This window comes from Psychrobacter sp. CX10 (assembly GCF_057621575.2).
The window spans coordinates 239,120-264,440 of the sequence record NZ_CM177736.1 but is presented as its reverse complement, the minus strand read 5'-3'; the positions used below and the strand labels follow the sequence as shown (position 1 = coordinate 264,440).

The following is a 25,321-nucleotide window of genomic DNA, read 5'->3' as shown; positions in this document are numbered from 1 at the left end:
ACGTTAATAGTGCATATAGCGTATAAGCAACCTACAAGCCATAAACCTATAAGTCATAAACCTATAAGTAAATCACTAATTAGCATTAGCAGCTTGATAAATTGGAGTTACTTCAGGAAGTAAAGCCTTAATTTTTGAGATACGTTGCTGAGAGTTAGGATGCGTCGACATCAAAGTAACCACAGCATTGGTACGCCCATTTACTGCTTCCATTTTTTCCCAAACCGTAACTGCAGCGGCAGGGTTATAGCCAGCTTGGGCCATCAAACGTAAACCACCCGCATCGGCTTCTGATTCTTGACCGCGTGAGAAAGGCTTATCGATACCAAGATTGCTAATCATACCTATAGATTCTGAGCTCAAGCCAGTCTTAGACTGAATAGCAGCGCCACCTAGTTGTATCGCCAATCCAGTTAGAATGTTTTGACCTGCATCTTTTTTACTATGTTCCTCTAAAGCATGCGTCATTTCATGCCCAATAATGGCAGCGATTTCAGCATCTGTCAGATTCAATTTTTCCACTATACCTGTGTATACGGCCATTTTACCGCCAGGCATAGCCCATGCGTTTAACTCTGGAGAACGTATTACTGTCAACTCCCAAGTAAAGGGAACGCCAGTTTGGTTAGCGTTTTCAGCATAGGGCTTAAGACGGTCAAATACTTTTTGAACTCTAATAGCCGTGTTCGACGTTCTATCTACAGCTCCCTGACTACTCGCATTCGCTACAACCTGACTATAGTTTCTAGCAGCATCATTATTTAAAGCAGCAGTATTATATCCTGCCATATCAGCTACTGTGGTACAGCCAGCTAGGGCGATAATAGTAGTAATAATTGAAGTCGTTTTTACTTTATTAATAAATTTCAAAAGGCGTCCTTAAATGTATATGTTATTTTAAATACTAGAAAGATTTTGATTTTAAACGACGAATTTCAGTAATCAAAAAATTTAAAACCAAATAATGTTTGTAAAAAAAGTGACTTTTTATATTGATTATCACCAATTTTAAATTATCATAATATTAGTTAACAGTCTACTAAGATCATTTTAATAATCAATAAATTAAGTTGTAGTTATAATCTTAAAAATGTAAGTTTACTTATAAAAATTAAGTTTACAACATGACTTTTAAAAAAAAGTGAGCCACTAAGTGACTCACCTTTTAATATCAACCTACAGTTGGTTCAATTTGACGCCAGTACTAGGAAATCGAGTGACGATGTATACATTGTACATATTGTACATCGAGTGAAATTGACAATGTAATGGCGTTGAAGGTAGACAACTGCTTAACGAACAAACGCTCTAGCATTGCGGAACATCCGCATCCACGCACCGTCCTCATCCCATTCTTCAGGCTTCCAACTGTGATTAATGGCCCGTAAGTTACGTTCAGGGTGTGGCATCATAAGTGTGACACGACCGTCTGTACTACAGATACCTGTTATCCCATCTACTGATCCGTTTGGATTCAATGGATAAGTCTCGGTAGGTTTGCCCCGACTGTCTACATAACGCATCGCTACTTGACCATGATTAAACATGCCTTCGATATCTGTCTCATTTAAAGTTGCTAGACCCTCGCCATGCGCTACCGCAATTGGTAAAATACTGTCTTGCATCCCTTTTAATAAGATAGATTTGGTACGCTCAATCTTGACATTCACACTACGCGCTTCAAAGCGAGCTGACTTATTGGAGACAAAGCGTGGGAAGTTCTCCGCCCCTGGTATTAAGTCTTTTAATTGCGCCATCATCTGACACCCATTACACACGCCTAAGCTAAAGGTATCGGGACGGGTGAAGAAACGTACAAACTGCATACGTACATCATCATGATATAAAATAGAGTTGGCCCAACCAGAACCTGCGCCTAAGACATCCCCATAACTAAAACCTCCACAAGCGACTAAGCCACTGAAATCACGTAGATCTATACGACCTTCAAGCAAATCGCTCATATGTACGTCTACCGCATCAAACCCCGCACGCTCAAAACCTGCTGCCATCTCTAACTGACCATTTACCCCTTGTTCACGCAAGATAGCTACTTTTGGCTTCGTAGGACGGCTTGCTAAATACGGCTCTTCTACTTTTTGATTTAAGTCAAAGTGGGCTTGAGCGATTAAACCGTGATGGTTTGGATCCGCGATTAAGTCAAACTCTTGCTGTACACATTCTGGATTATCTCGACGTTTGGCAATTTGATAGCTAACTTGAGTCCATGTTTGCTGTAAGTCGCTGCGGTTAAATACAAATGCGTTGTCAGCTTGATGCAATGGAGTAATTAGGGTTAATTTGTCTTGGTTTGCGCCCCCTACTGGTGTCTCAATAGTTTGACCCACTAGGCTTAGCATATCAGCAACGTTATGCTCTTCTGAAAGTGCCATGATCGCTTCAACATTTTCTGGCAATACCTGAATCACAGCGCCAAGCTCTTCGGCAAATAGCTGGCCTAAAAGGTTTTCATCAGTTAAGTTTAGATTTATCGCCATACGATTGGTAAACTGCATTTCAGCAACCGTCGCTAATAACCCACCATCACCAATATCATGATAAGCACTGATAACACCTTGTTCGTTACCTGCTTGGACAAAATTAAAGAAGTTAATTAAGTCTTGAGGACTGGCCAAGTCTGGGCATTCGTTGCCAAGCTGACTTTGGGTTTGCGCTAGTATTGAACCGCCCAATCGGAACTGACCGTTTGATAAATCTAATCGGTATAAGGCAGAATCGGTATTTTTTAGCTCTGGCGTCAACGTCTTGTTGACATCAGTGACTGGGGCAAAAGCAGTAATCACCAGACTCATTGGGCTCACGACAGATTTTTCTTCTCCCTCATCGGTCCAGCCAGCTCGCATAGATAACGAATCTTTGCCAACTGGGATAGCGATACCTAAGGCTGGGCACAGCTCTTCACCGATAGCATATACTGCATCAAATAAAGCGGCATCTTCTTTGTCTTCACCGCAAGCGGCCATCCAGTTTGCGGACAAGGTGATGTCTGAAATCTTATCAATACGAGCACCCGCAATATTGGTAATGGCTTCAGCGACTGCTAAACGTGCTGAAGCAGCAGGGTTTATTAACGCTACGGGAGGACGCTCCCCCATGCTCATGGCTTCACCGGTATCTGCCAACAGACCTGAACTGGTCACAGCACAGTCTGCGACAGGTACTTGATAACGACCTACATACTGATCTTGAGTAACCATACCGGTGATAGAACGGTCACCAATACTAATTAAGAATGACTTACTAGCTACTGTTGGATGGCGCAGAACATCATGCACCGCTTGTTTTAAATTAAAGCTTTCACCCAAACCTGCTAGATCTAACGGTGGTAATTCGACAGTTTCACGTTCAAACGAACGCTTCATTTGCGGAGTACCTCCAAGCAAAACTTGCATAGGCATATCTACTGGCTGATCTTCTAGTAAGTCATCGTCTACCTGTAGATGACGAACGGTAGTGGCTGTGCCTAAAATGGCGTATGGGCAGCGTTCACGTTTGCAAATATGATCAAACATTGCTTCGCTATCAGGGTGAATCGCCAATACATAGCGTTCTTGTGCTTCATTAGACCAAATGGCCATAGGCGACATGCCCGCTTCGAGAGAAGGTATGCGGCGTAGATTTAAATGCGCGCCCATATCATGATCATCGACAAGCTCTGGCATGGCATTAGACAAGCCGCCTGCACCCACATCATGAATAGAAACAATTGGATTGCCATCCTTACCTGAATTACTGGCTCCTATATCATCACCAGCCAGAGACCAACAGTGGTCAATAACTTCCTGACAGCGACGTTCCATCTCAGCATTGTCTCGCTGAACCGAAGCAAAGTCTAAACCTTCATCCAGCTCACCACTATCAACAGAAGATGCTGCGCCGCCGCCCAGACCAATTTGCATCGCAGGACCACCCAGTACGATTAACAAGTCACCTTCTTGGATACTGTTTTTTTCTACTAAGTTGCGTTTAATATTACCGTAACCGCCTGCAATCATCATTGGCTTATGGTAGCCTCGCATCTGGCTGCCATCTTGATCTTTACTGGTATCTAATTGGAAAGAACGGAAGTAACCACAAATGTTAGGACGCCCAAATTCGTTTGAGAAATTGGCCGAACCTAAAGGGGCTTCGGTCATTATCTCTAAGCTTGAAGCCATACGATCGGGCTTACCATAGTCTTTACTATTTACCTTACCGGACTGCTCCCACTTCTCTGGTAGATCAGGTAGGTGTAGATGGGAGACGTTAAAACCAGTTAAACCTGCTTTAGGTTTGCCTCCGCGACCAGTAGCGCCTTCATCTCGTATCTCACCACCTGCACCGGTTGAAGCACCTGCGTATGGTGCAATGGCCGTCGGATGATTATGAGTTTCCACTTTCATTAATATATCGATGTTTTCGTTATGAAAGTTGTACTGATGCATCTCGGTAGATAAAGCATCTTCACCTAACGACCTGCCCATTTGTACGGTAGGTAACGGATAAAAACGCTGGGCTTTAAAGCCTTGCATAACCGCTGCGTTGTCTTTATAAGCCGACAGGATTCCTTGAGGATTTTTCTCATGCGTGTTACGAATCATTTTGAACAATGATTTCGGTTGCACTTCACCGTCAATGGTCCATTCTGAATTAAAGATTTTATGGCGACAATGCTCAGAATTTGCTTGAGCAAACATCATTAATTCAACATCGGTTGGATTGCGATTTAATTCACCTTCAGGATTGGTATACGCATCCATTAAGTAGTCAATATCTTGACTTGATAAAGCAAAACCAAACTCTTGGTTAGCTGCTTCTAGCGCACTACGGCCTTTACCGATAACATCAATTTGGTTTAATCGAACTGGACTATGATCATCAAATAACTGCTCAAGTTTTGCAAAGTCGTAAACTAAACTTTGAGTCATGCGGTCATGCAATATTTGTTCGGCTTGTTTTGGAAGTTTGTCTGATGCAACGTTAGGTAAATTGTCGCCAGATAAGGTAAAGACAATGACTCGCTCGACCCGTTCAACCTTAAGCTCACAATTATTAAAGATATCTGTTGCTTTACTAGACCAAGGTGAAATTGTACCAAATCTAGGGCTAACAATAACTTGGCTTTGTCCAGCAGCTGCCTCCATTCGTTTCACTTCAGTACCATGATTTAATAAATCTAAGGCTTTTTTATGCTCGGTTTCGTTTAATTCACGCGATAAGACATAAATTTGCTGGGTATCTATACTTGATATTCTCAATGACGTTTGGTTATTTAACTGATCAATCAGTTGTTTGGTTTGAAAGTCGGTTAAAAAACGGTGTCCGGCGAGGATCATCATAAGGCAATTTCCGTAATTATAAGCACAATTTGTAAAGTCACTGTCTATTTAAGTTACTGTCTATTTAAGTCACTATTATTAAAAGCTTATTATAACAAGAAGTGACCGACAACGGCTAAAGAACCGATAACAATTTCTAATTCATTTAAGGATTTAGAATTACTCAAAGCAATATTATTTTACAAAGCCTAACATCGTATTACGTGCTTTAACTACGAAATGTCATAGTATTTATCTACACTTAAATCGGCATACAATCTAGCCAATAAATTTATTTAAATAAATCGAATAACTTTTGGCTTATCATCAACTCAAAACCATTAAGTAAAGGATTTATATATGAGTAAGCAAGATAATATTGATACTATTAAAAAAATTATCGACAACGTTAAGTACGCTATGTTTAGTACTGTGAATGCTAAAGGTGATGTTCACGCTTGGCCTATGACTACTACTAAAGCAGATTTGGAAAACCAAGTTATTTGGTTCATCGGTGATAAGTCGTCTGATATCGTCGGCGATATAAAAACCAACAAAAATGTTGGATTGTCCTATGCTACGCCTGACGAAAAGAACTTTGTATCTATAACTGGTGATGTAGAGTTAGTTGAAGATAAACAAAAGCTAGAGGAGCTATGGTCACCTATCTACAACTCATTCTTTGAGCAGGGAAAAGAAGATGAAGATGTACAGTTAATTAAAGTTATACCACGCGGTGCTGAATTCTGGACTAGCGGTAGCTCAGTGATTAATGCCTTTAAGATGGTAAGCGCTATGGTCCAAGACGGTAAAACCGCTGAAGATATCGGCAATAATGGTACGGTAGACTTTGACTAATCGGATGTAGTAAATATTTAAAATAATCTATATCTAAATAATCTATCTCTAAATAACCTACTTTAAGCGCTCTAATCTATTAAAGATTTGAGCGCTTTTTTTAGTTAAAGAATAACCAAATTTGTTATAAAAGTAATAGGGTCTGTTGAACATTCAAATATGGAACTGGCGGCGGTTATTTTTTAGGCAATATGCAGGGGAATTTTAGACACTTAGTTATTCTAAGTTAGAAAATTTCACAATATATTGACAAAAAATAGACCCGCCCCGTAGGGCTGATGCTAAAATTGCCCCAAACGTTGTTATAAACCTAGCTAAGGTCTAGACATTATCGTCGGTTTATGCCTAGTTTGGAACAATTTTAGCTATAAGCAGTCCTAATATTTGAATGTTCAACAGACCCTAATTAATAAATCGAAAATAATAGATGCACTTATCAAAAACTCGTAGAAATTAAATATAAACTTTATACTAATTTTCCTTTAAATGTGGCCAAGCTGCTTTTAGATAAATCATCATCGACCATAGGGTTAGTATCACTGCAGCAATCATAAGTATGTAGCCTAAGATCTCTAGGGACTCAACATTTAAAAGTAATACAGTAATCGCCACCATTTGAAAAGTAGTCTTGAGCTTTCCTACGAATGATACAGCCACACTGGTACGTGCGCCAAGCTCTGCCATCCATTCCCGCAGCGCTGATACTGCAATTTCACGAGAAATAATAACTATAGCTGCTATCGCCATAATGATGTTTGGATGCCATTGTACTAATATAATTAACGCAGCAGCGACCATCAGCTTATCAGCGACGGGGTCTAAAAAGCGTCCAAATGCAGACACAATATTCATTTTACGTGCCAAATAGCCATCTAACCAATCTGTAATTGCAGCCAAAACAAACAACAAGGTCAAAATAAGATGACGTATCATACTATCGCTAAACGCATCCATGTTCATGCCTATATTTGCAATGGCGTTATCTGAAATCATGGGAACGCCTATACCTAGTGCGGGAGGCCAGTAGGCAATGGCAACAAACAACGGAATCATCAAAATTCGAGCAATGGTTAGATTGTTCGGTAAATTAAAGATGCTATTATCTTTATTGGACTTTAAGGTAGATTGAGTCATGATTGAGTTAGAGTTGCTTATTGTTGAAAGAACGCATATAAAACGGTGTGTATTTAGGACAATAATTTCAGTTAGCTTAGCATTTATATAAAATTTAAGTAAGCCCTAATACTGTTTATGGAAAACAGCACTTTACTATCAAAATTTAAAGATTTGAGTCATAAATTTAATCTTTGACTAGCCATTTTAGTAACTTATTTTAACTAGTCACTTATTTAAACTAGTCACTTATTTAAACAAGTTACTTATTTAAAATAAGCATCGAAGCGGAGCACATTATTACTCCAAGTTTCACTGGGTTGACTGCCGGCAAATAAAGAAGCATTTATAGGACGCTTAACCACTACTCGTCCTCCTTTGACCACACTATTTAATGAGTGTTTTAATAACTTATCTTCTTCGTCTTTAGTAGGAGTAACTGCAATATTATGCAATGCTTGCATGTGTTTACCTACCTTGGCACCTTTACCAGTGGTAGTATTTTCATAACTATCTTGTGGAAACATCGGGTCTAAATAAACCACATCAAAATTCACAAGCGATTGTACTAAACTAGACTTATCAGCAGTCATATATTGCACTGCATCACTATAGATAATGTGCAGTCTAGACATAAGTTTTGTCCAGTTTTTTTGCTCCGACATAACGTGTTGCTCATAATTTAACAGTAAAACCATCCTAGGATCGCGTTCTAACATGGTGACTTTAGCGCCTGTACTCGCTAATATCAAACTATCATGACCAAACCCTGCAGTAGCATCTAATACAAGACTTTCAGCAGTTAATTTACAGGCTTGCAATAGCATCTCAGATTTTCGTCCGGCATTAACTACTCGTCGCTGTAAACTTTTCCATTCTGGCGATACGCTGATTTGCTCGGTCAATAAAGACAACTGTAACTTTTCATCTATAATAAACACAGGCTCGTCATGGGTTTCACTAATTTGTTTACGAACTTTTTGAGTTAGTTTTTGCTCTATGACTTTATCTTGAATAATCAATGGCAGTTTTAAGTTTTCACAAAAATGCCGTAATAATTCGATACTTAAGTCTGCATGATCGCAGATAGCGGCTGGATAAATAAGAGTGATCTTATTGTCATAACCTATATCGATCATCGCTACCTTTTAACCTCTTCTAGTTTTACATTATTAACCTTGAATGGTATATCCAAATAACCAAGCTACAAATAGTACAATTACTCCAGTAATAATCCGTAACCAAGCAAAAATCGTAAAGTCCCTACGACTCACCCAGTCTACTAACCAACGAATACAGACTAAAGCAACTACAAAAGAAACTAGAATGCCGACACCTAGTACTATCCAGTCTTCAGACGTAGTTAAAGCTTCTTTATGCTTTATAAAGTCCAATAAGCCTGCACCGATAATAACGGGAATCCCTAAGAAGAAAGAAAACTCTGCGGCAGCTTTGCGAGAAACCCCTAACCACAATGCCCCAATGATAGTTGAACCCGACCGCGATGTTCCAGGAATTAGCGCCAAACATTGAAATAACCCAACCATTAACGCCGTTTTTAAACCCACCTCTTCAGCCTCTTCTGCTACTACAGGAATAGGTTTACGCTCAACATAGAAGATTAGCAATCCTCCCAATATAAGCATTATGGCTACAGTATAAGGGTTAAATAAATATTGTTTGATCTGATCGGCCATGGTAAAGCCAACAATCATTACTGGAATAGTAGCTACTATGAGACTTAGACCTAGTTGACGTGGATTTTTAAGGGCGTTTGGCCCTTCAGATTTACCAGTTAACAAACCCATTAGAGCATGCCATAGACGCCCCCAGTACTCATAGATTACCGCTAAAATAGCCCCTAGCTGAATCACAACAATAAAAAGATCGGCCTTTTCTTTGGTCCAAAAGTTCATTAAGTCCGCAGATAATATCAAATATCCGGTACTAGATATGGGTAGAAATTCGGTAATACCTTCAACAATACCCATGATGATTGCTTGCAATATTAGTAATAAATCCAAAATTCTTACTCACTTATATTAGGTCAATTTATCGATAGATTAACGCTTTTGGATTGATCTAAGCCTTACCTTGTTCCTTTAACGTCTTCCATGCATTATTACGTAAATAAACAGGGAGGGCTTCTGCTGCTGGCACGCCGCCAATATCAAAGAATTGTCTAATTCCTAGTCTTGCAATATCGACGGCAGTGGGTGTGATATCAGATGCAACTTTTTGACTCTCTTGAGCTACTAACAGTTCTGCCCCATTACCAAGGATGGGTATCGAGCTTTTGGTTTTACTATCATAATCTAAGAGTGACTCCTCTGTACCCTCTACAAGCGTCATCACTCCCATATCGACACCATTCGCATTATACTCAGTAAACTCATATTGACCAAAGTAGACCTGCTTCATACGAGCATCTAACGCAGTATAAACATGGGTAAAATCATATTTGCTATGTGCTGCCTGTGCAATTGCCGCAAGACTAGACACACCGACACAGGGCAAATCATGAGCAACAGAAAGGGCTTGAATAACAGCGGTATTTATACGAATACCACTAAACGGTCCTGGCCCGCGATTAAAAATAAGCGCTGTTAAGTCATTAAGCTTTATATCCGCTTGCTGCATTACTATGTCAATCATTGGCAAAATTTGCTTCGTTTGCTCACGTTTACCTACTTTAGTATGACAGCTTAAAACAGTCAGCTCTTTTGAAACTGCCGCTACAGAGCATTGATCAAAAACGGTATCTACGGCCAAAAACATAAGCGTCTCTTTTTAAGTATCTCTTTTTTAGTATCAGTTTTTAGTATCTGTTTTAAGTGTTTCATTTTAAGTATTTCTTATCGCGTGTATTATTTCGCAATAAGGGTTTGTCTCTGGATAATATAACCATTTAATTGAAAAATACCAGATAACTTAATGTAAGTTATCTGGTATGACGCTGTTCAATCAAAGAATATATAGAATAAACAACGTGTAAAACTAAGAGCTACTTAAATTTATTGGTATTCATACAGTTATAAATAACCAATCAATAAAACTATCTGGGTAAGTTTGCTGAAATTTGGCTTAAAATTTCATTAATTTCAGAATTAGCTTCTTGTTCTTTATCCAAACCACCTGTTGGCGTTAATTGATTGAATACTTCTGGTAATAATTCTGAGATGCCTTGACGAACTTCTGCTTCATCCGCGCCAGTTTGCTGAGCAACTTGCTGAATTTCGTGACTATCAAATAAGCGATTAACTTCGTTTGGATCTAAATTTTCATTTTGCTGATTGGTACTCATCCAAGATTGTACTTGATTGCTATGACCCATACCTTGAATCTTTGATAATGCACCTGATAATCCGCCGTTGCGCTGTATCCAGCTTAATACCATGGGCATCAGTGCGGCAACCAGCATACCTTTGCCGCCGCCCATACCCGAACGGCTCATACCGCCTGAACCACCGAGCACACTACCTAGGATAGACCCAAGTCCACCCGCACTATTGCCACCCATTTGGCTATTCATCATACCTCCAAGCACATCGTCCATGCCAAAGCCATTACTTGCGCCACGTGTATTGGTTTGAGCGCCGCCGCCAAGCACACTTCCTAATATACTGCCCAGCCCGCCTGATTGACTACCAGTAGTACGCTGATTAATAGGATTGCGTCTGGCGTCTTCTGGATCCATTGCTTGACGTGCAACCTGGGTAATTAAGTTTCCTAATAGGCTCATGATTTCTCCTTGGTTTTATTTTAAATAGGTCTAACAAACGATATGATCATATCTGCTGTAAACATCTAATCAATTTGCGCATCTAATTAGTGAGGCAGATATCTTCTTTTAGTTTGCTTTACTTGTTATCTATTTATACAGTTATTTATTTATAGAGTTATCGATTTATAGAGCTATCGATTTAAAAAAATATCTATTTATAAATCACTTCAAAAACAAACTATATCAAAACCACAAGTAAAACTCATTAATAAGTGCTAATTATCTACTTAATACAAACATATCCTTTAGATTAAACCAATATTCATAAAGCTTGTTGAATTTAACAACTTAATAACTTTGCATAGTTAGAACTCAACTTATAACTAATGCACTTTAATAAAGCTAGCTTACCAACGGCTTAACACCTGTAGTCTGCGCCACGACTCATTATTGACTTGATCTCGCCACAGAACTATCGTCTTTTTTGACGGCATCGGATGGACAACGTTGAACTTTAACTGAATAAAATTGCCGAAGCCTTTAATATCAGTAAGCTCCATCTCCCACAATTCTTTTTTATTACGGCCGCTGAACAGTATTTGCCATTTGCTTTCAAAGTTATCCACATTAGGACTAGTAATGTGCAAAATCGGCATCGCAGGTTTTTTAATCATCATATAAGTGATAACACTAAATATAAGCAGTATTGCTCCTACCCACCATGTGCCAGTTATGACCATACCCATAACATTGACTATAAATAAATAGCCAATACTATAATATTTAACCATTCGGCTCTGAGGATATACTTTGGCATCTATAGTATTCATTGGCAACAAACATAAACTTTTTAAATATGAATAAACGTTTAATATGTATAAACGCTCAGGCCTAAGAGAGTTTATCCCCATGTTGAATGTTTTTTAGTTTTAATACCAAATCAGCGACTTCTGGCTCATTGGGGGTGTCTTGATTCATAAAAAAGTTCAGCAAATCAGGGTCTTCATAGGTCAATAACTGAGCAAATGCCGCTTGCTCGTCGCTATCGGATGTCAAATAATGATCCTTAACGTAGGGATCAATATAAAAATCGAGCTCTTTTAAGCCGCGACGTGCTTGATAAATAATACGGCGCTGTTCATTAGTCGGTTCTGGTTTACTGGACAAAATAATACTCCTTAAATGAGTCTTAAATTCATGCTCTATTATATGACTGATTTAATTAGTCGTTTAACAGACCTTAATTATAACGTATTAAGAATATCTACCCATTAATTATTTAGTTGTTGCCATAATGCTAAGCCCTGCTTGGTTAGTCCCACGTTATGAGTACGAACAATACTTACTCCTTGCTGAACTGCCACTAGCGCTGCGGCCATCCCCACACCGTCTCGATCAATGGCGTGATGATTATCAAATGCAGGAGCTCCAGAGCGATTCAATACTTCTCCTAAAAATCGCTTGCGTGAAATACCAAATAAAATAGGGAACTTTAAATCATGCAGCGTACTAATTTGATTAAGTAACCTCTTATGATGCGTATGATTTTTTGCAAAACCAAACCCTGGATCAATAATTATATTGTGCGGTTTTATTCCTGTCTCTAAAGCTAGCTGAATGCGCTCATCAAGCTCTTTAATCACTTCATCTACCACATTTTCATAATGGGCTTTAGCATTCATCGTAGTAGGTTCACCACGCATATGCATCAAAATAACAGGAATTTGAAGCTTGGCTGCCATTTGCATAGCGCCATCTTTTTTGAGTGCACGTACATCATTCCATATATCGGCACCGGACTGTACCGCTTTTTCAATAACGACAGGAGAGCTGGTATCAATAGACAGCCATATCGATTCACCAAAGCGCTTACGTATGGCTTCGACTACGGGTACTACCCGTTCACATTCTTCCTTTTCAGCAACCACGTCTGCATTAGGTCGTGTAGATTCACCACCGATATCAATAATGGATGCCCCTTCATCCAGCATTCGGTTACAATGCTGTAGTGCGTTGTCTATATTGTTGAATTGTCCACCATCAGAAAATGAATCAGGGGTAACATTTAGTATGCCCATGACATGAGGCTTGGATAAATCCAATGTCTTATGCGAGCCGCTATTTGTAGTAACCGATAGGACGGTATCTGGTAGGTGATGTAATTGCATAACAAGATTATCTTTTAGTCATAAGATCAGCTAGTATATAGATGGCGAATAATTTTAAGTATATAAGCACCTATGTTCAATAGTTAGCTATTCTAACAGATATTTAATTCTATCCTAATACTCCTACCGCTTAAAAACGATCACATAGCGTTTGTGTCATAGTTAAAGATATTACAGTTAGATATTAATAAAAGAATAGACAAGCGTAAAAAATAAAAAAGCCTTCTCAGTTGAGAAGGCTTTGACATAAAGTTTGAAAATATTCGACAGTTAAGTTACATCGCTGGAAGCGGTGGCGGGGTTGGACTGCTAGTTGTCGCCTCATCCTTTTTTGGAGTAACGTCAACCACTTGATAATCTCTTGGTTCACGTGGCTCTCGACCTGCCAATATATCTTGCAATTGATCTCTATCGATGGTTTCCCACTTCATAAGTGCATCAACCATAGCATGCATTTTATCTTTATTAGCTTCTATGATTTCACGAGCGATATCATATTGCTCTTCTAATATACGGCGTATCTCGTCATCCACTTTCTGCTGAGTGGCTTCAGAAATAGTACGTGTCATACCACCAAAATAACCTTGAGAGCTATCCTCTTCTTCATAGACCATAATGCCTAGTGCATCAGACATACCATATTTGGTAACCATCGCACGTGCCATCTTAGTAGCCCGCTCAAAGTCATTAGAAGCCCCAGTGGTTTTTTGATTCACAAATACTTCTTCAGCAATACGACCACCAAATAATATGGCGATATCGTTTAGCATTTTAGACTTATCCATACTAGTTTGATCAAATTCAGGTAGCTGCCAAGTTACCCCCAATGCCCAACCACGTGGCATGATCGTAACTTTATGCACAGGATCTGTTCCAGGAAGCATCTCAGCGACTAGTGCGTGACCTGCTTCATGATAAGCAGTAGAACGGCGTTCTTCTTCCCGCAATACCATAGACTTACGTTCAGGACCCATGTATAACTTATCTTTAGCATCCTCAAAGTCATTCATATCAACACTAGACTTATTACGGCGTGCAGCGAACAACGCAGCTTCATTAATAAGATTGGCAAGCTGAGCACCACTGAACCCTGGCGTACCACGTGCTAAAGCATTTACATTCACCCCAACGGTATTGGGTAGTTTGCGCAAATGAACTTTTAGAATCTCTTCACGGCCTTTAATATCAGGCAATCCGACATGCACTTGACGATCGAAACGACCTGGACGTAATAATGCTTTATCTAGAACATCTGCACGGTTGGTTGCTGCAATGACAATAATACCATCATTACCTTCAAATCCGTCCATTTCAACCAGAAGCTGGTTCAGTGTTTGCTCACGCTCATCGTTACCACCGCCCATGCCTGTACCACGGCTACGGCCAACAGCATCAATTTCGTCAATAAAGATGATACAAGGCGCATTCTTTTTGGCTTGTTCGAACATATCACGCACACGTGATGCGCCTACACCAACAAACATCTCAACAAAATCAGAACCTGAGATTGAGAAAAAAGGCACTTTTGCCTCACCCGCAATGGCTTTAGCCAGAAGCGTCTTACCCGTACCTGGTGGGCCTACCATTAGAATACCTCGAGGAATGGTCGCACCAAGCTTAGTAAATTTGTCCGGATCTTTTAAGAAGTCGACAACTTCCACAACTTCTTCTTTTGCTTCTTCAGCGCCAGCGACATCATCAAAATTAACCTTGATTTGATCTTCGCCAAGCATTTTAGCTTTAGATTTACCAAAGCTCATTGGGCCACCCGCTTTACCGCCAGCACCGCCTTGCATGTTACGCATGAAGAATAAGAAGATACCTATAATAAGCAAAACAGGGAAGCTTGCGATTAATAATTGCATCATCACGCTTTGACGCTCTGGTGCCGCACCCTGAATTTCAACATTATGCTCACGTAAGGTAGGCATTAACTGATCATCTGCTACAGGCGGAAGAATTGTCTCAAACTCTGAGCCATTCACTTTTTCACCAGTGATTTGCTCACCGTCTATTTTTACGCTTTTTACCTGATCTTCAGTGACTTGAGTTACAAACTCAGAGTAATTGAGCGCATCTGGCTCATTACCGCTATCAAAGTTGCTAAATACCAGCACTAAAACGCCGATAACAACCAGCCACAATAAGGTATTTTTTACCATGTCGCTCACAAGCTATACCATCCCTTACTTTTTGATGTATTCAAAATTATGTCTAATTTACCATTATATCACGGTGCACACTTACAATGATGTATCGTCACCTGCTTTATACATCTTGAATATGTTTCTGTTGTTTATATATAAAAATCAATATCTATAAAGCTACGTTTAGCGAATTGATTTAAACGATATATGTAAAATTATTGGAAAAAATTTAGGATAATTTACTAGAAAAAAAATTTAAGAAAGCTTTTATCTAGCAAAATGTATCTTATATTTATTTTATCTAATACTTACTTTATTAGGTCACTATGATAAATAATCAAGAACATAATGCACTTTTATCCTCTTCAACACTTAAATGGACTTATTTTTTTGGGTCTTACATGGTGGGTGTAATGATTAGATAGCTTCGTTTATTTGGTTGCCACCCAAAACATCTCTTTTGAACGTGCTCGAGAAGCGGCAGGTTTGATACTGCGAACTTTTGAAAACTGCGATTGCATATCGTTACGAAGTGCTTGAGTGCCTTCACCCTGAAACACCTTCATGATGAGCGAGCCCCCTTTAGGCAATACTTTTAGGGCAAAATCTACCGCGAGTTCACACAAGTAAATCATTCGCGGTTGATCCACAGCTTTGTGACCACTGGTATTAGGGGCCATATCTGATAACACCACATCCACTTCTCTATCGCCGACTTCTGCCATTAACTTATCGAAGACTTCTTCTTCTCTAAAATCACCTTGAATAAATGTGACATTTTCTAAAGCATCCATCTCTAATATATCTGATGCAATAAGTATGCCTTTATCTCCTACCAATCTTCCAGCGACTTGAGACCAACTGCCAGGCGCACTGCCAAGATCGACAACGGTCATGCCTTTTTTAATGAGATTGGTTTTCTCATTTATCTCTAATAATTTATAAGCAGCACGCGCACGATAACCCTCTTTTTGCGCAAGATTAACGTAATGATCTTCAAGATGCTCTTTCATCCAAGCTTTACTACTTTTGGATAAGCCTTTATTTGTAATACGAGTAGCCACAACTCTCTCTCAGTTTCAATGGATGTGATACTTTATCAAAACATGACGTATGCTAAGAATTAAATATTAATTTTACATCAATCGCTTAAATGACGTAAGGTTAATTGCATGGGATATTGAGCTTTCATATAATATTTACTGAGGTATTAACTAAAGTCAAAAAAATCTCAAATGGTTACAAGGCATCCGAGTGAAAGTACTACTATAGTAGGCTTAAAAAAAGCTAATACCTTATCCGTTTAGTATTTCGCAGACTATACAAGATTCAATGCGTATATTCATTAAATAATATTAGATCTTAAGCAGTCGCTTGTTTTTATTGTTATTTATTGACTGAGCTAATAATTATTCAACAAACCTTATATGCAATTTTATACAATTTTCATTATAATAGGCGAGCTTTGATTAGAGTTATTTACATTGTGACTTTAATTGAGGCAAGATCGTAATTATGTGAGTTTAATTGCATATCGTTTATAGAGAACATATAGCTACGATCATATAGCTACGTTAATAAAATATTTAAATCATCTAATCTAATGGCTGATCAAGTTAGGCCTAATAACCAATACTGAGATAATATGAGTAATTCAAACAAAGCAACCCCTAAACTAGACACCACTGAGCTGCGCCGATTAAAAGGCATTGGCCATCACTTAAAGCCCGTTGTAACCATCGGCGGTAATGGCTTGAGTGAGTCCGTAGTTGAAGAGCTTGATCGGGCTCTTAACGATCATGAGCTAATCAAAATTAAAACTCCTCCAGGCAGTAAAGAAGAAAGAGAAGCGTTTGGTGATGAACTGGCAGCAAAGACAGATGCACAGCTTATTCATAGCATCGGTCGTATGGCACTACTTCTTAGACGCAATCCGAATGCAAATCCTAAGCTTTCAAACCTTATTCGTTACAGTGAATAAATCATTCTTAGTATCGTATAAAAAACGACTTAAAAGACTGCAATAAATTAGCAGTCTTTTTTTTGGGCTTTACTTATGCTTAAGACTAAAGCTTAAAACTTGAATTTAGTGCAGATTAGTTTAGGGTTAGCCTTTATTAAAAAGTTAAGGACTACATATAAAAAAAGCTCAGCAAATGCTGAGCTTAATTTTTGATGGACTGTCTTTAGATTGCTTTAATTAAAGATATTTAAATCAACGATAGCTGTTTAAACCTTTAAATAATCATTTTTCTAGATAACAATTAATTTAAATAGCTATTGTTAAAAATAACTATTATTCGTCCATAGCCAGATAAATACCGCTGTTTGAAGCATTATCCATATAACGGGCATCACGCCATGTTGTATAAGAATAATTTGCGCTGTAAGGACTCTTCTTAGCTTGACGGAAATCAGAAACCCAATTATTACCATCAAAAATTTGAATATGACCGTGTGGATGTTTTGCAGAACGGTTATAGACTACTACATCCCCTACTTGAGGTGCAGAGTTATTGCTAATTTTAACAAATCCAGCTTGCGCTAAAGTTCCGCGAGTTGCGTACTGATAAGCCGATGGGTTTGGTGTAAAGCTATATCCAGCAGCTTGTAATGCTTTACGTACATAACGTGCACATAAGCCAATCGTTCTAGAATGAGCTGCTCTTGCAGCACGTGCAGCAGCAATCGCTGGTGGTGCTGAGCTATCAAGCTGATTTGAGTAACGAGACGGGTTATTTGCGGTAGTCGCAAAAGATGTCGTCGCATACTTTTCATTTAATTTTTCGGCCAAAGCAGATAATTTATCTTCTTTTTGCTGAGCTTGAGCACTTAATAGCTCAAGATTTTGTACCCGTTGAATATGACTGTTAGTCGGCGCTAAGGTTGAGATTTGATTAACCCTAGTAATTTCTGCTGAATTCAACAGGGGCGTAATAGAAGTATTACTAACTGATGCTAATGGGGTGCTTGGTTGGTATGTATGTTGAACAGATGCATTTACTTGAGTGGCACTAAGACCCATTAACGACAAAATAATAAGTGACTTTTTCATAACGCTCCTAAAATTAAACTTTTAATGAGCTGCTTAACTTACCTGTCTAACAGCTATTTGATTTCATTTATGACTCAATTAAATCATTAAAGTCAAAATAATATTACGAAATATAAATACATCTTTATTCACTATATCGAGTGTACTTAAAAGTGGCTAACTAACCTCGTAAATCCACTTAAGTGACATATAATGAACAATCGATTATTCTATATCTATACTCAAAAACTTAAGCCAAAACTAAATCATAATTTGTTTATGATAATACTAGGCGATAACTTATTAATTCTATTTGAGAATCAAGATGAACAATAAAGTAAAACCTAATCATTTAGCAAAGCGTATTGATCATCAAAAATCTTCAGCATCTTCTTTACCGAAGACATTAGGTGATCAATACTTGAGGCTAAAAAAACTAACTGCTGAAATTAAAACCTTATTCAAATTTGGATTACCAGAAGAGATTTTAAATTCGTTAACAGTAGTTAAATACGAAAATGAGTGTTTGGTAATTTCAATCCAGTCTCAAACTGCTGCTAATCATCTTAACTATCAGTCTCAAAACCTAATCAATATACTAAAAGAACAATCATTAACATTCAGCCAACTAAAAGATATAGAAGTAATCGTAACTTATTCTGCTTCAATTCATCATAGTGATGGGAATCAAAAACATACTAATCTACATTCCTTGCAATCGACTAAGACTGCTTGTAAAGGTGAAACCCATATTAATCAGGGCTTAACCGAAACAACGAGAAGAACTATAACACACGCATTAAAGCATGTCATTAAAGATAAACGGTTAAAAAGGAGTCTTGAAAGGCTTTTAAAACACTACTAGAACCTATCTGTAAAGTTATTTTTTGTAATAGAGTGTGGCTTTCTTAAGGGGTTTTGTTGGGATTTAGGAATATATTTAGCTAAATTTAATTAATTCAAAGGGCTGATTATTAAGGGTTATTTTGATATGAGACTTTCCAAGTCATTGAAATTAGGGGATTATGAATTAATTCATCAAATTTCCAAAAATAGGTTTACAGTAGAAGTTTACACCTCTATAGATATTTCCAAAATGTTTCTTTAAATGGTATTACACAGTATTAAAAAGATATTAAAAACACTTGAATTTTATAATTTATAGCTATTCGCCATTTCAGTGTTGTCATAAATTGTTACAATTTCAAAATTATTTGGGTTCGAATAGACTTCTTTAACTAATTTATTGTTCAAACCATGCCCTGACTTATAAGCTTTAAACATTCCAATTAGGCTGTATTTTGCTAAATATAAATCCCCAATAGCATCTAATATTTTATGCCGCACAAACTCATCTTTATAGCGCAGCCCATTTTTATTCATAATACCGTCATCATCTAGAACAATAGCATTATCAAGACTTCCGCCTAGTGCAAGGTTGTTGCTTTGCATATATTCTATGTCTTTCATAAAACCAAATGTACGCGCTTTAGCGACGTTTTGTATATAATTTTGGGTAGAGAAATCGAATGTATAATGCTGTGTATCTTTGGGAATACCTGGATGATTAAAAGAGATTTTAAAATCCATACTAAATTTATCATCAGGCATCAATTCTGCCCATTTGTCACCTTCTGTAACACGAACTGGCTTCAATATCTTCATAAATTGTTTGGGGGGAGTTTGCGTTTTGATGCCTGCTTTTAGCAGTAGCTCTATATATTGAGAAGCACTTCCATCCATAATAGGTATTTCTGCGTCAGAGACTTCTACTAAGAGGTTATCAATACCTAATCCTGCTATCGCACTAAGTAAATGCTCTACGGTACCTATTTTGACGCCATCAACGATTAGGTTTGAGGACATCATCGTGTCTTTTACTAAAAATGCGTCAGCATTGATAAATGGCGCATTATCTATATCTGTGCGAACAAATCGTATGCCTGTATTCTCATCACTAGGCTTGAGCGTTAAAGTTACTTCTTGTCCACTGTGTAGACCAATACCGACGACTGAAATGGTGTTTGCAATGGTACGTTGTTTCATCATGGATAAATCCTAATTGAACGGTGCTGTTTTGTTATATTTATGAGTTTACGGCCACTATATTAAAATTAATACTATTATTTGTACTATTACTTGCACAAAAAAAGCCAAGTGTTTGCTTGGCTTTTAACGAGAATAAAGGAGCGTATTATCTAACTTATACTATTCAAAATTGTACTATTCTAAATTGTACTATTCTAACTACTGTAGCCAAATATAGTCGCTACCCACTCCTATTATTCTACCTAGTTAAGTCAACACTGAATTTAGCGATTTTGTTGACGCTTTAAATAATCCTGAATACTGTTTGTTTTGGTTTCAACTTTACTAGCTGCTGGACTATTTGTCGCCGCTTGCTGATGCGTATCAGGTTGATTACTTTGATGAATCTTATAAGCGGATGCATGCTCTTTAGGGTTCACCTTTTCTGCACTCGATGGACTTGGGATATTTTGATTGGGTTGGTTCTTAGACTCATCAAGTGTTAAACCAGTTGCAATAACAGTCACATGCAAATCTTCACCAAGCTTCTCATCAATTACGGTACCGATAAAGATATTTGCTTCTTCAATATCCGTAATGTCATTAACCACTTCAGTAATTTCGTTTAATTCATCTAATGTTACTGATTCTGACGACACCACATTAACGATAAGACCTTTAGCATTTTCTAATAGCAAATTGTCTAATAATGGTGAACGAATTGCTTTCTCGGTAGCTTGACGCGCGCGATCATCACCACTTGAGCGACCGATACCCATCATCGCATGACCTTTGGCAGTCATGGCAGTACGTATATCATTAAAGTCGATATTAATAACACCTTCACTAGATATGGTTTGCGCAATCCCTTGAACAGCGTGCATGAGAACATCGTCTGCTTTCTTAAAGGCATCTTGCATAGAGATATTACCATAAACTTTAAGCAGCTTATCATTAGGGATAGTGATAATTGAATCTACAAAATTTGATAATTGGTCGATACCATCTTTGGCAGCTTTAACACGTTTACCACCCTCGAATTTGAAAGGAGTCGTCACCACACCTACTGTCAGAATTTGCATCTCTTTTGCAATACGAGCAACAACTGGTGCAGCGCCGGTACCCGTACCACCGCCCATACCTGCGGTAATAAATACCATGTCTGAGTTCTCAAGAAGCTTACGAATAGCGTCTTCTTCTTGCTCAGCGGCTTCACGGCCTACTTCAGGATTTGCGCCAGCACCTAACCCTCTGTTGGTATTGGCGCCAAGCTGCAGCTTATGTTCTGCTGTCAATCTATCTAAAGCTTGGCGATCTGTGTTTGCACACACAAACGTGACGCCTTTAACACCTTGTTGTACCATGTGTTCTACAGCATTACCACCACCACCGCCAACACCAAATACGGTGAAACGCGCCTGACCATTATTCAAATCTTGGCTATTATCAGCCATTGTATACTTAGACATTATCACTCCTTGTGGTCACTTCACTTATCTTATTATAAAACCAATAATAAAATGGTGGTGACAGTGAAATATTGAAAATTAAATTATATTTTTAAAAAAACGATTTAGACTATTTTTAATCTGTACAAGCTTGCTTACTTTTAAAGCTTCTGTAGAGCTTTTTTCGCTATTTCTGAATTGTTCACTTTGGCTATATAATAATGCACCAAAAGCAGTTTGCAAAACTCGCTGATTAACTCTTTTATTCAGCTCTTTAATCTTTTCATCATCATTAGAGCTATCATCAGCGGATATAGCGCTGTGCGAATTAGTCATATTAACTTTCAAATTCAGTAAGCGTTTTGAAAATAAAACCATACCATCAATTTGACTACCGCCACCTGCCAATACAATTCCCCGCTCCAGATAATCAATTAAACCTTCGTCGGTTAGAATCTGAAACAGCTGTCTATATATCTCAATATAACGTGCTTCTATGATTTGTGCCAACTCTAAATGATTAACGGTTTTCTCATCATCCGTACCTGGCACTGGTATGACCTCAAATCGGCTTGGGTCAATGGTTAATAAATCCACAGTCCCACGCTGTAATTTAAGTTTTTCAGCTTCCGCCATCGTCAGCTCAAGCTCGGCAGATATATCCATAGTTACTTTTGTACCACCTTCTGCGATACAGTGCGTAAAAATAAGCTTGTTTTCTTTGTAGACGCAAATACTGGTCGTGCTAGCGCCAATATCTATTAAGCAGACACCTTGCTGACGCTCATCAAGCATCAAACTATATTCTGCGGTAGAGACCGCATCAAATAGCATATGATCTATCGTAACATCACATGCCTGAATCAGCTTTTGAATATTATTTCTGCTTGCCGCAGGCATCATCATAAGATGGTAAGCAACATTCAATTGATTGGCATGCAGGCCAATAGCGTCATCAACCATTTCATCTTGATTATCAACAAAGATGCCTTGCTGACAGTGATGCATCAAATAATGGGTATTGGCCAGCGCACTACTTTTAGCATTACTAAGCGCATTCACAATATGCTGCGTTTCGACTGAGCCGCTATCTATATTTACTAGCCCCAATGAATTAGCACTTTGAAGCTCAGGAGTAGCGTGGGTTAGCCAAACGCTATGAATTCGGCAATTGGCCATCTCTTCTGCTTCTACAATGGCACGTTTGATACTATGTTTTAATTGGTTAAAGTTTTTGATTTGACCTTGCTGAAAAGCCTCAGTCTTTGCTTCTCCAACACCTTTAATCCTAATATCATTAGCAGCAACAATATCGCCAATAACTACATAGACTGCAGTGGCGCTTAAATGAATGACTGCTAAAAGATTTTCAGATTTACTCATAAAGTTAAGAACATATATGTGTACAATAATAATTAAAACGTTTCAAACAATCTAAATTCAGATAGCATCAAAACAACGTGTAAAAGTGTGAAAATAGGTTAACTATTAATAAATTAACTATACTGAGCAACAGCTTGATCTCTCCAATCTATCACAAATCCATTTTTATATCGCAAATCTACCGAAGCAATATCAGCGTGACGATTGGCCAATTGGTTCTGCATTAGATCGCTCAAATTCATCAGTTTCTGAGAAGTTCGTTCATTATCAACAATAACGCGCAGCCCATTATCAAATCGAATAACCCAGGTCATACGCGGTGTCAAGATAATATCTTCAACCTGCATATCAAGCTTACTAAACCATTGATTAACTTGTTGCATTTGCTGCATAATCAGAGATGCCTGCTCGTTCTCGCCTTGAAGCATGATGAGATCATTTCGATCTAATTGAGCTAAATTAACAGGCTGGAATACGTTGGCAGTACTGTCAATAAAATGTTCGCTACCAAACTTAGCAACTGGTGTACGAGGTAATGCGGTAACGACAATACCCTCTCCCCACTGACGCTTAATATTAACTTGGCCAATCCAGTCTTCAGTCATCACTAGACTTTCAATATCTGGTAAGACTGCTGTAAAGAAACTACCCACTTCTTGGTCTGCAAGAACATTATTTAACGCTTCAAGCTCTGATGTAGTTAAACTTTCAGGGTTGATCACAATGCTCGCTGGCTGACTCTTATATATTTGAACAGAAACTAAGTAAAAGATAATAATAAAAATCAATATGCCTAGGGCTATCCAAACTTTTGGAGATACCGAGTCTTTTAAATTCACAGAGAACTTATTCACAGAAGCTACCATTATATTTATTTAATATACAACATATAATTGTAACGTATTTAGTATTTAAGCGATAGCGCTAAGACTCTTTGCCATGTATCGTTTTATGACTAAACCTTACGTTTATATCACGCTAGGCGCTAACTTATTGATATCAACATATTTATATTGTGTTTATAAATAGCATGTGCACCAATGCTAATAATTTTAAAAATAATATAAAAACTTATATTTTAACATCAGCTAAACTAAGATAGTCGCCTTTTATAATTTTTTAAAGTTACAACTGTAAATCAGCTATGGCATGTTAAAGCGTTTGCGATAAAATATGCATACATAGCGCTTCAAAATCAAGACCCCTTGCTTTTGCAGCCATGGGTACTAAACTATGACTTGTCATACCGGGGACTGTATTTATCTCCAACAACCAAAAGTTTCCCTCTTCATCTTGCATCGCATCAACTCGGCCCCACCCTGAGGCATTAACCGCTTTAAATGCGGCTACGCTTAGTGCCTGTAAATATGCTTCCTCTTCATCTGATAACCCACATGGAATGTGATAGGCAGTATCATTACGACTATACTTAGCTTCATAATCATAAAAGTTTGAAATGTCTGCGGGTTCTAATCGGATAACAGGATAGGCTTCGTCATCTATGATAACTATCGTGAATTCGCGGCCCGTTATCCACTTTTCTGCCATAACCACATCACCACAACCAGAAGCAAGCTCATAAGCTTTGGGCAGCTCATCTAAAGTATTAACTTTACTCATCCCAATGCTTGAACCTTCGTGAACAGGCTTGACCATTAGAGGCAGGCCTAAGGTATTCACAATTTGTTGCCAGTCAGTACCGGAGGTTAACAGCGAAAAAGGTGCGGTAGATAAGCCGCACCCTTGCCATAACTGTTTGGTCCGTACCTTATCCATGCCAATAGCAGAAGCCAGTACGCCTGATCCTGTCTGAGGAATGCCAAACCAGTCTAAAAGTCCTTGAAGCTGACCATCTTCACCGCCGCGGCCATGCAATACATTAAATACTCGATCATAATTTCTAAGCTCAGTAATATCATGATCTTTAGGGTCAAAATGTTTAGCGTCAACGCCTTTAGATTGTAATGCTTTTAATACCGCACTACCGCTATCAAGTGATACATCGCGCTCATTACTATTACCGCCATAGACAACGGCGACTTTTCCAAAAATACTCGCATCTTGTATCGGCATTGAATCGTGGGTTTGTAAATTAGAAGA

Annotated in this window: 21 protein-coding genes; 3 read left to right on the top strand and 18 right to left on the bottom strand. The window is 38.3% G+C overall.

Annotated elements, in window-relative coordinates:
* Positions 1-75: 75 nt before the first annotated feature.
* Together AC21OH_RS01125 and purL are read right to left on the bottom strand one after the other, a co-directional pair.
* Complete coding sequence (locus AC21OH_RS01125) at positions 76-870, bottom strand: M48 family metallopeptidase (protein WP_487371129.1); 795 nt, start codon at positions 868-870, stop codon at positions 76-78.
* Between the two features lie 422 nt (positions 871-1,292).
* A complete protein-coding gene (gene purL, locus AC21OH_RS01120) occupies positions 1,293-5,339 on the bottom strand; it encodes a phosphoribosylformylglycinamidine synthase (protein WP_487369766.1) in 4,047 nt (1,348 codons plus the stop codon).
* 339 nt (positions 5,340-5,678) lie between these two features.
* Between purL and AC21OH_RS01115 the strand changes: the two genes are divergently transcribed.
* On the top strand, positions 5,679-6,176 hold the full coding sequence (locus AC21OH_RS01115; RefSeq protein WP_487369765.1) for a pyridoxamine 5'-phosphate oxidase family protein: 498 nt from the start codon (positions 5,679-5,681) through the stop codon (positions 6,174-6,176).
* 471 nt (positions 6,177-6,647) lie between these two features.
* On the opposite strand, the gene pgsA is transcribed toward AC21OH_RS01115, so the two are convergent.
* From pgsA to AC21OH_RS01065, 10 genes are all read right to left on the bottom strand, one after another.
* Complete coding sequence (pgsA, locus tag AC21OH_RS01110) at positions 6,648-7,310, bottom strand: CDP-diacylglycerol--glycerol-3-phosphate 3-phosphatidyltransferase (RefSeq protein ID WP_487369764.1); 663 nt, start codon at positions 7,308-7,310, stop codon at positions 6,648-6,650.
* 245 nt (positions 7,311-7,555) lie between these two features.
* The gene (locus AC21OH_RS01105) at positions 7,556-8,428 is read right to left on the bottom strand and encodes a class I SAM-dependent methyltransferase (protein ID WP_487369762.1); all 873 of its coding nucleotides are present in this window, start codon (positions 8,426-8,428) and stop codon (positions 7,556-7,558) included.
* A gap of 33 nt (positions 8,429-8,461) precedes the next feature.
* Positions 8,462-9,313, bottom strand: a complete 852-nt coding sequence (locus tag AC21OH_RS01100; RefSeq protein ID WP_487369761.1) for an undecaprenyl-diphosphate phosphatase — start codon at positions 9,311-9,313, stop codon at positions 8,462-8,464.
* 58 nt (positions 9,314-9,371) lie between these two features.
* Positions 9,372-10,067 (bottom strand): tRNA (adenosine(37)-N6)-threonylcarbamoyltransferase complex dimerization subunit type 1 TsaB, encoded by a 696-nt coding sequence (gene tsaB, locus AC21OH_RS01095; protein ID WP_487369760.1) that lies wholly within the window; start codon positions 10,065-10,067, stop codon positions 9,372-9,374.
* Positions 10,068-10,344: 277 nt separating this feature from the next.
* Positions 10,345-11,031: a YidB family protein gene (locus tag AC21OH_RS01090; protein ID WP_486534537.1), complete on the bottom strand. Its 687-nt coding sequence runs from the start codon at positions 11,029-11,031 to the stop codon at positions 10,345-10,347.
* 389 nt (positions 11,032-11,420) lie between these two features.
* Positions 11,421-11,843 (bottom strand): hypothetical protein, encoded by a 423-nt coding sequence (locus AC21OH_RS01085; RefSeq protein WP_487369759.1) that lies wholly within the window; start codon positions 11,841-11,843, stop codon positions 11,421-11,423.
* A gap of 61 nt (positions 11,844-11,904) precedes the next feature.
* Entirely contained in the window at positions 11,905-12,180 is a 276-nt protein-coding gene (locus tag AC21OH_RS01080) for an FAD assembly factor SdhE (protein WP_486534539.1), read from the bottom strand.
* Positions 12,181-12,284: 104 nt separating this feature from the next.
* Positions 12,285-13,181 (bottom strand): dihydropteroate synthase, encoded by an 897-nt coding sequence (gene folP / locus AC21OH_RS01075; protein WP_487369758.1) that lies wholly within the window; start codon positions 13,179-13,181, stop codon positions 12,285-12,287.
* A gap of 275 nt (positions 13,182-13,456) precedes the next feature.
* On the bottom strand, positions 13,457-15,343 hold the full coding sequence (gene ftsH / locus AC21OH_RS01070) for an ATP-dependent zinc metalloprotease FtsH (RefSeq protein WP_487369773.1): 1,887 nt from the start codon (positions 15,341-15,343) through the stop codon (positions 13,457-13,459).
* 416 nt (positions 15,344-15,759) lie between these two features.
* Complete coding sequence (locus AC21OH_RS01065; protein ID WP_487369757.1) at positions 15,760-16,392, bottom strand: RlmE family RNA methyltransferase; 633 nt, start codon at positions 16,390-16,392, stop codon at positions 15,760-15,762.
* A gap of 581 nt (positions 16,393-16,973) precedes the next feature.
* On the opposite strand from AC21OH_RS01065, the gene AC21OH_RS01060 reads away from it, so the two are divergent.
* On the top strand, positions 16,974-17,309 hold the full coding sequence (locus AC21OH_RS01060) for a YhbY family RNA-binding protein (protein WP_487369756.1): 336 nt from the start codon (positions 16,974-16,976) through the stop codon (positions 17,307-17,309).
* 315 nt (positions 17,310-17,624) lie between these two features.
* On the opposite strand, the gene AC21OH_RS01055 is transcribed toward AC21OH_RS01060, so the two are convergent.
* Positions 17,625-18,383, bottom strand: a complete 759-nt coding sequence (locus tag AC21OH_RS01055) for a CHAP domain-containing protein (RefSeq protein ID WP_486534543.1) — start codon at positions 18,381-18,383, stop codon at positions 17,625-17,627.
* A gap of 304 nt (positions 18,384-18,687) precedes the next feature.
* Here AC21OH_RS01055 and AC21OH_RS01050 point away from each other — a divergent pair, with 304 nt between their 5' ends.
* Positions 18,688-19,227 carry a hypothetical protein gene (locus AC21OH_RS01050; RefSeq protein ID WP_486534544.1) on the top strand — a complete coding sequence of 180 codons (540 nt, stop codon included), beginning with the start codon at positions 18,688-18,690 and terminating at the stop codon, positions 19,225-19,227.
* 287 nt (positions 19,228-19,514) lie between these two features.
* Here AC21OH_RS01050 and lpxC read toward each other — a convergent pair whose 3' ends face one another.
* From lpxC to AC21OH_RS01025, 5 genes are all read right to left on the bottom strand, one after another.
* Positions 19,515-20,411, bottom strand: a complete 897-nt coding sequence (lpxC, locus tag AC21OH_RS01045; protein WP_486534545.1) for a UDP-3-O-acyl-N-acetylglucosamine deacetylase — start codon at positions 20,409-20,411, stop codon at positions 19,515-19,517.
* Between the two features lie 263 nt (positions 20,412-20,674).
* Complete coding sequence (ftsZ, locus tag AC21OH_RS01040) at positions 20,675-21,859, bottom strand: cell division protein FtsZ (RefSeq protein ID WP_486534546.1); 1,185 nt, start codon at positions 21,857-21,859, stop codon at positions 20,675-20,677.
* Between the two features lie 78 nt (positions 21,860-21,937).
* Positions 21,938-23,221 carry a cell division protein FtsA gene (gene ftsA / locus AC21OH_RS01035; RefSeq protein WP_487369755.1) on the bottom strand — a complete coding sequence of 428 codons (1,284 nt, stop codon included), beginning with the start codon at positions 23,219-23,221 and terminating at the stop codon, positions 21,938-21,940.
* A gap of 113 nt (positions 23,222-23,334) precedes the next feature.
* Positions 23,335-24,075, bottom strand: a complete 741-nt coding sequence (locus tag AC21OH_RS01030; RefSeq protein WP_487369754.1) for a cell division protein FtsQ/DivIB — start codon at positions 24,073-24,075, stop codon at positions 23,335-23,337.
* Between the two features lie 298 nt (positions 24,076-24,373).
* A complete protein-coding gene (locus tag AC21OH_RS01025) occupies positions 24,374-25,288 on the bottom strand; it encodes a D-alanine--D-alanine ligase (RefSeq protein ID WP_487369772.1) in 915 nt (304 codons plus the stop codon).
* Positions 25,289-25,321 lie beyond the last annotated feature (33 nt).

Bases quoted from the DNA above. Each gene is read 5' to 3' on its own strand.
- ftsZ (WP_486534546.1), bottom strand. From the start codon at position 21,859: ATGTCTAAGTATACAATGGCTGATAATAGCCAAGATTTGAATAATGGT.
- AC21OH_RS01050 (WP_486534544.1), top strand. From the start codon at position 18,688: ATGAACAATAAAGTAAAACCTAATCATTTAGCAAAGCGTATTGATCAT.
- tsaB (WP_487369760.1), bottom strand. From the start codon at position 10,067: ATGTTTTTGGCCGTAGATACCGTTTTTGATCAATGCTCTGTAGCGGCA.
- pgsA (WP_487369764.1), bottom strand. From the start codon at position 7,310: ATGACTCAATCTACCTTAAAGTCCAATAAAGATAATAGCATCTTTAAT.
- AC21OH_RS01105 (WP_487369762.1), bottom strand. From the start codon at position 8,428: ATGATCGATATAGGTTATGACAATAAGATCACTCTTATTTATCCAGCC.
- AC21OH_RS01060 (WP_487369756.1), top strand. From the start codon at position 16,974: ATGAGTAATTCAAACAAAGCAACCCCTAAACTAGACACCACTGAGCTG.
- AC21OH_RS01085 (WP_487369759.1), bottom strand. From the start codon at position 11,843: ATGAATACTATAGATGCCAAAGTATATCCTCAGAGCCGAATGGTTAAA.
- purL (WP_487369766.1), bottom strand. From the start codon at position 5,339: ATGATGATCCTCGCCGGACACCGTTTTTTAACCGACTTTCAAACCAAA.
- ftsH (WP_487369773.1), bottom strand. From the start codon at position 15,343: ATGGTAAAAAATACCTTATTGTGGCTGGTTGTTATCGGCGTTTTAGTG.
- lpxC (WP_486534545.1), bottom strand. From the start codon at position 20,411: ATGATGAAACAACGTACCATTGCAAACACCATTTCAGTCGTCGGTATT.
- AC21OH_RS01090 (WP_486534537.1), bottom strand. From the start codon at position 11,031: ATGAGCCTATTAGGAAACTTAATTACCCAGGTTGCACGTCAAGCAATG.
- ftsA (WP_487369755.1), bottom strand. From the start codon at position 23,221: ATGAGTAAATCTGAAAATCTTTTAGCAGTCATTCATTTAAGCGCCACT.
- AC21OH_RS01055 (WP_486534543.1), bottom strand. From the start codon at position 18,383: ATGAAAAAGTCACTTATTATTTTGTCGTTAATGGGTCTTAGTGCCACT.
- folP (WP_487369758.1), bottom strand. From the start codon at position 13,181: ATGCAATTACATCACCTACCAGATACCGTCCTATCGGTTACTACAAAT.
- AC21OH_RS01115 (WP_487369765.1), top strand. From the start codon at position 5,679: ATGAGTAAGCAAGATAATATTGATACTATTAAAAAAATTATCGACAAC.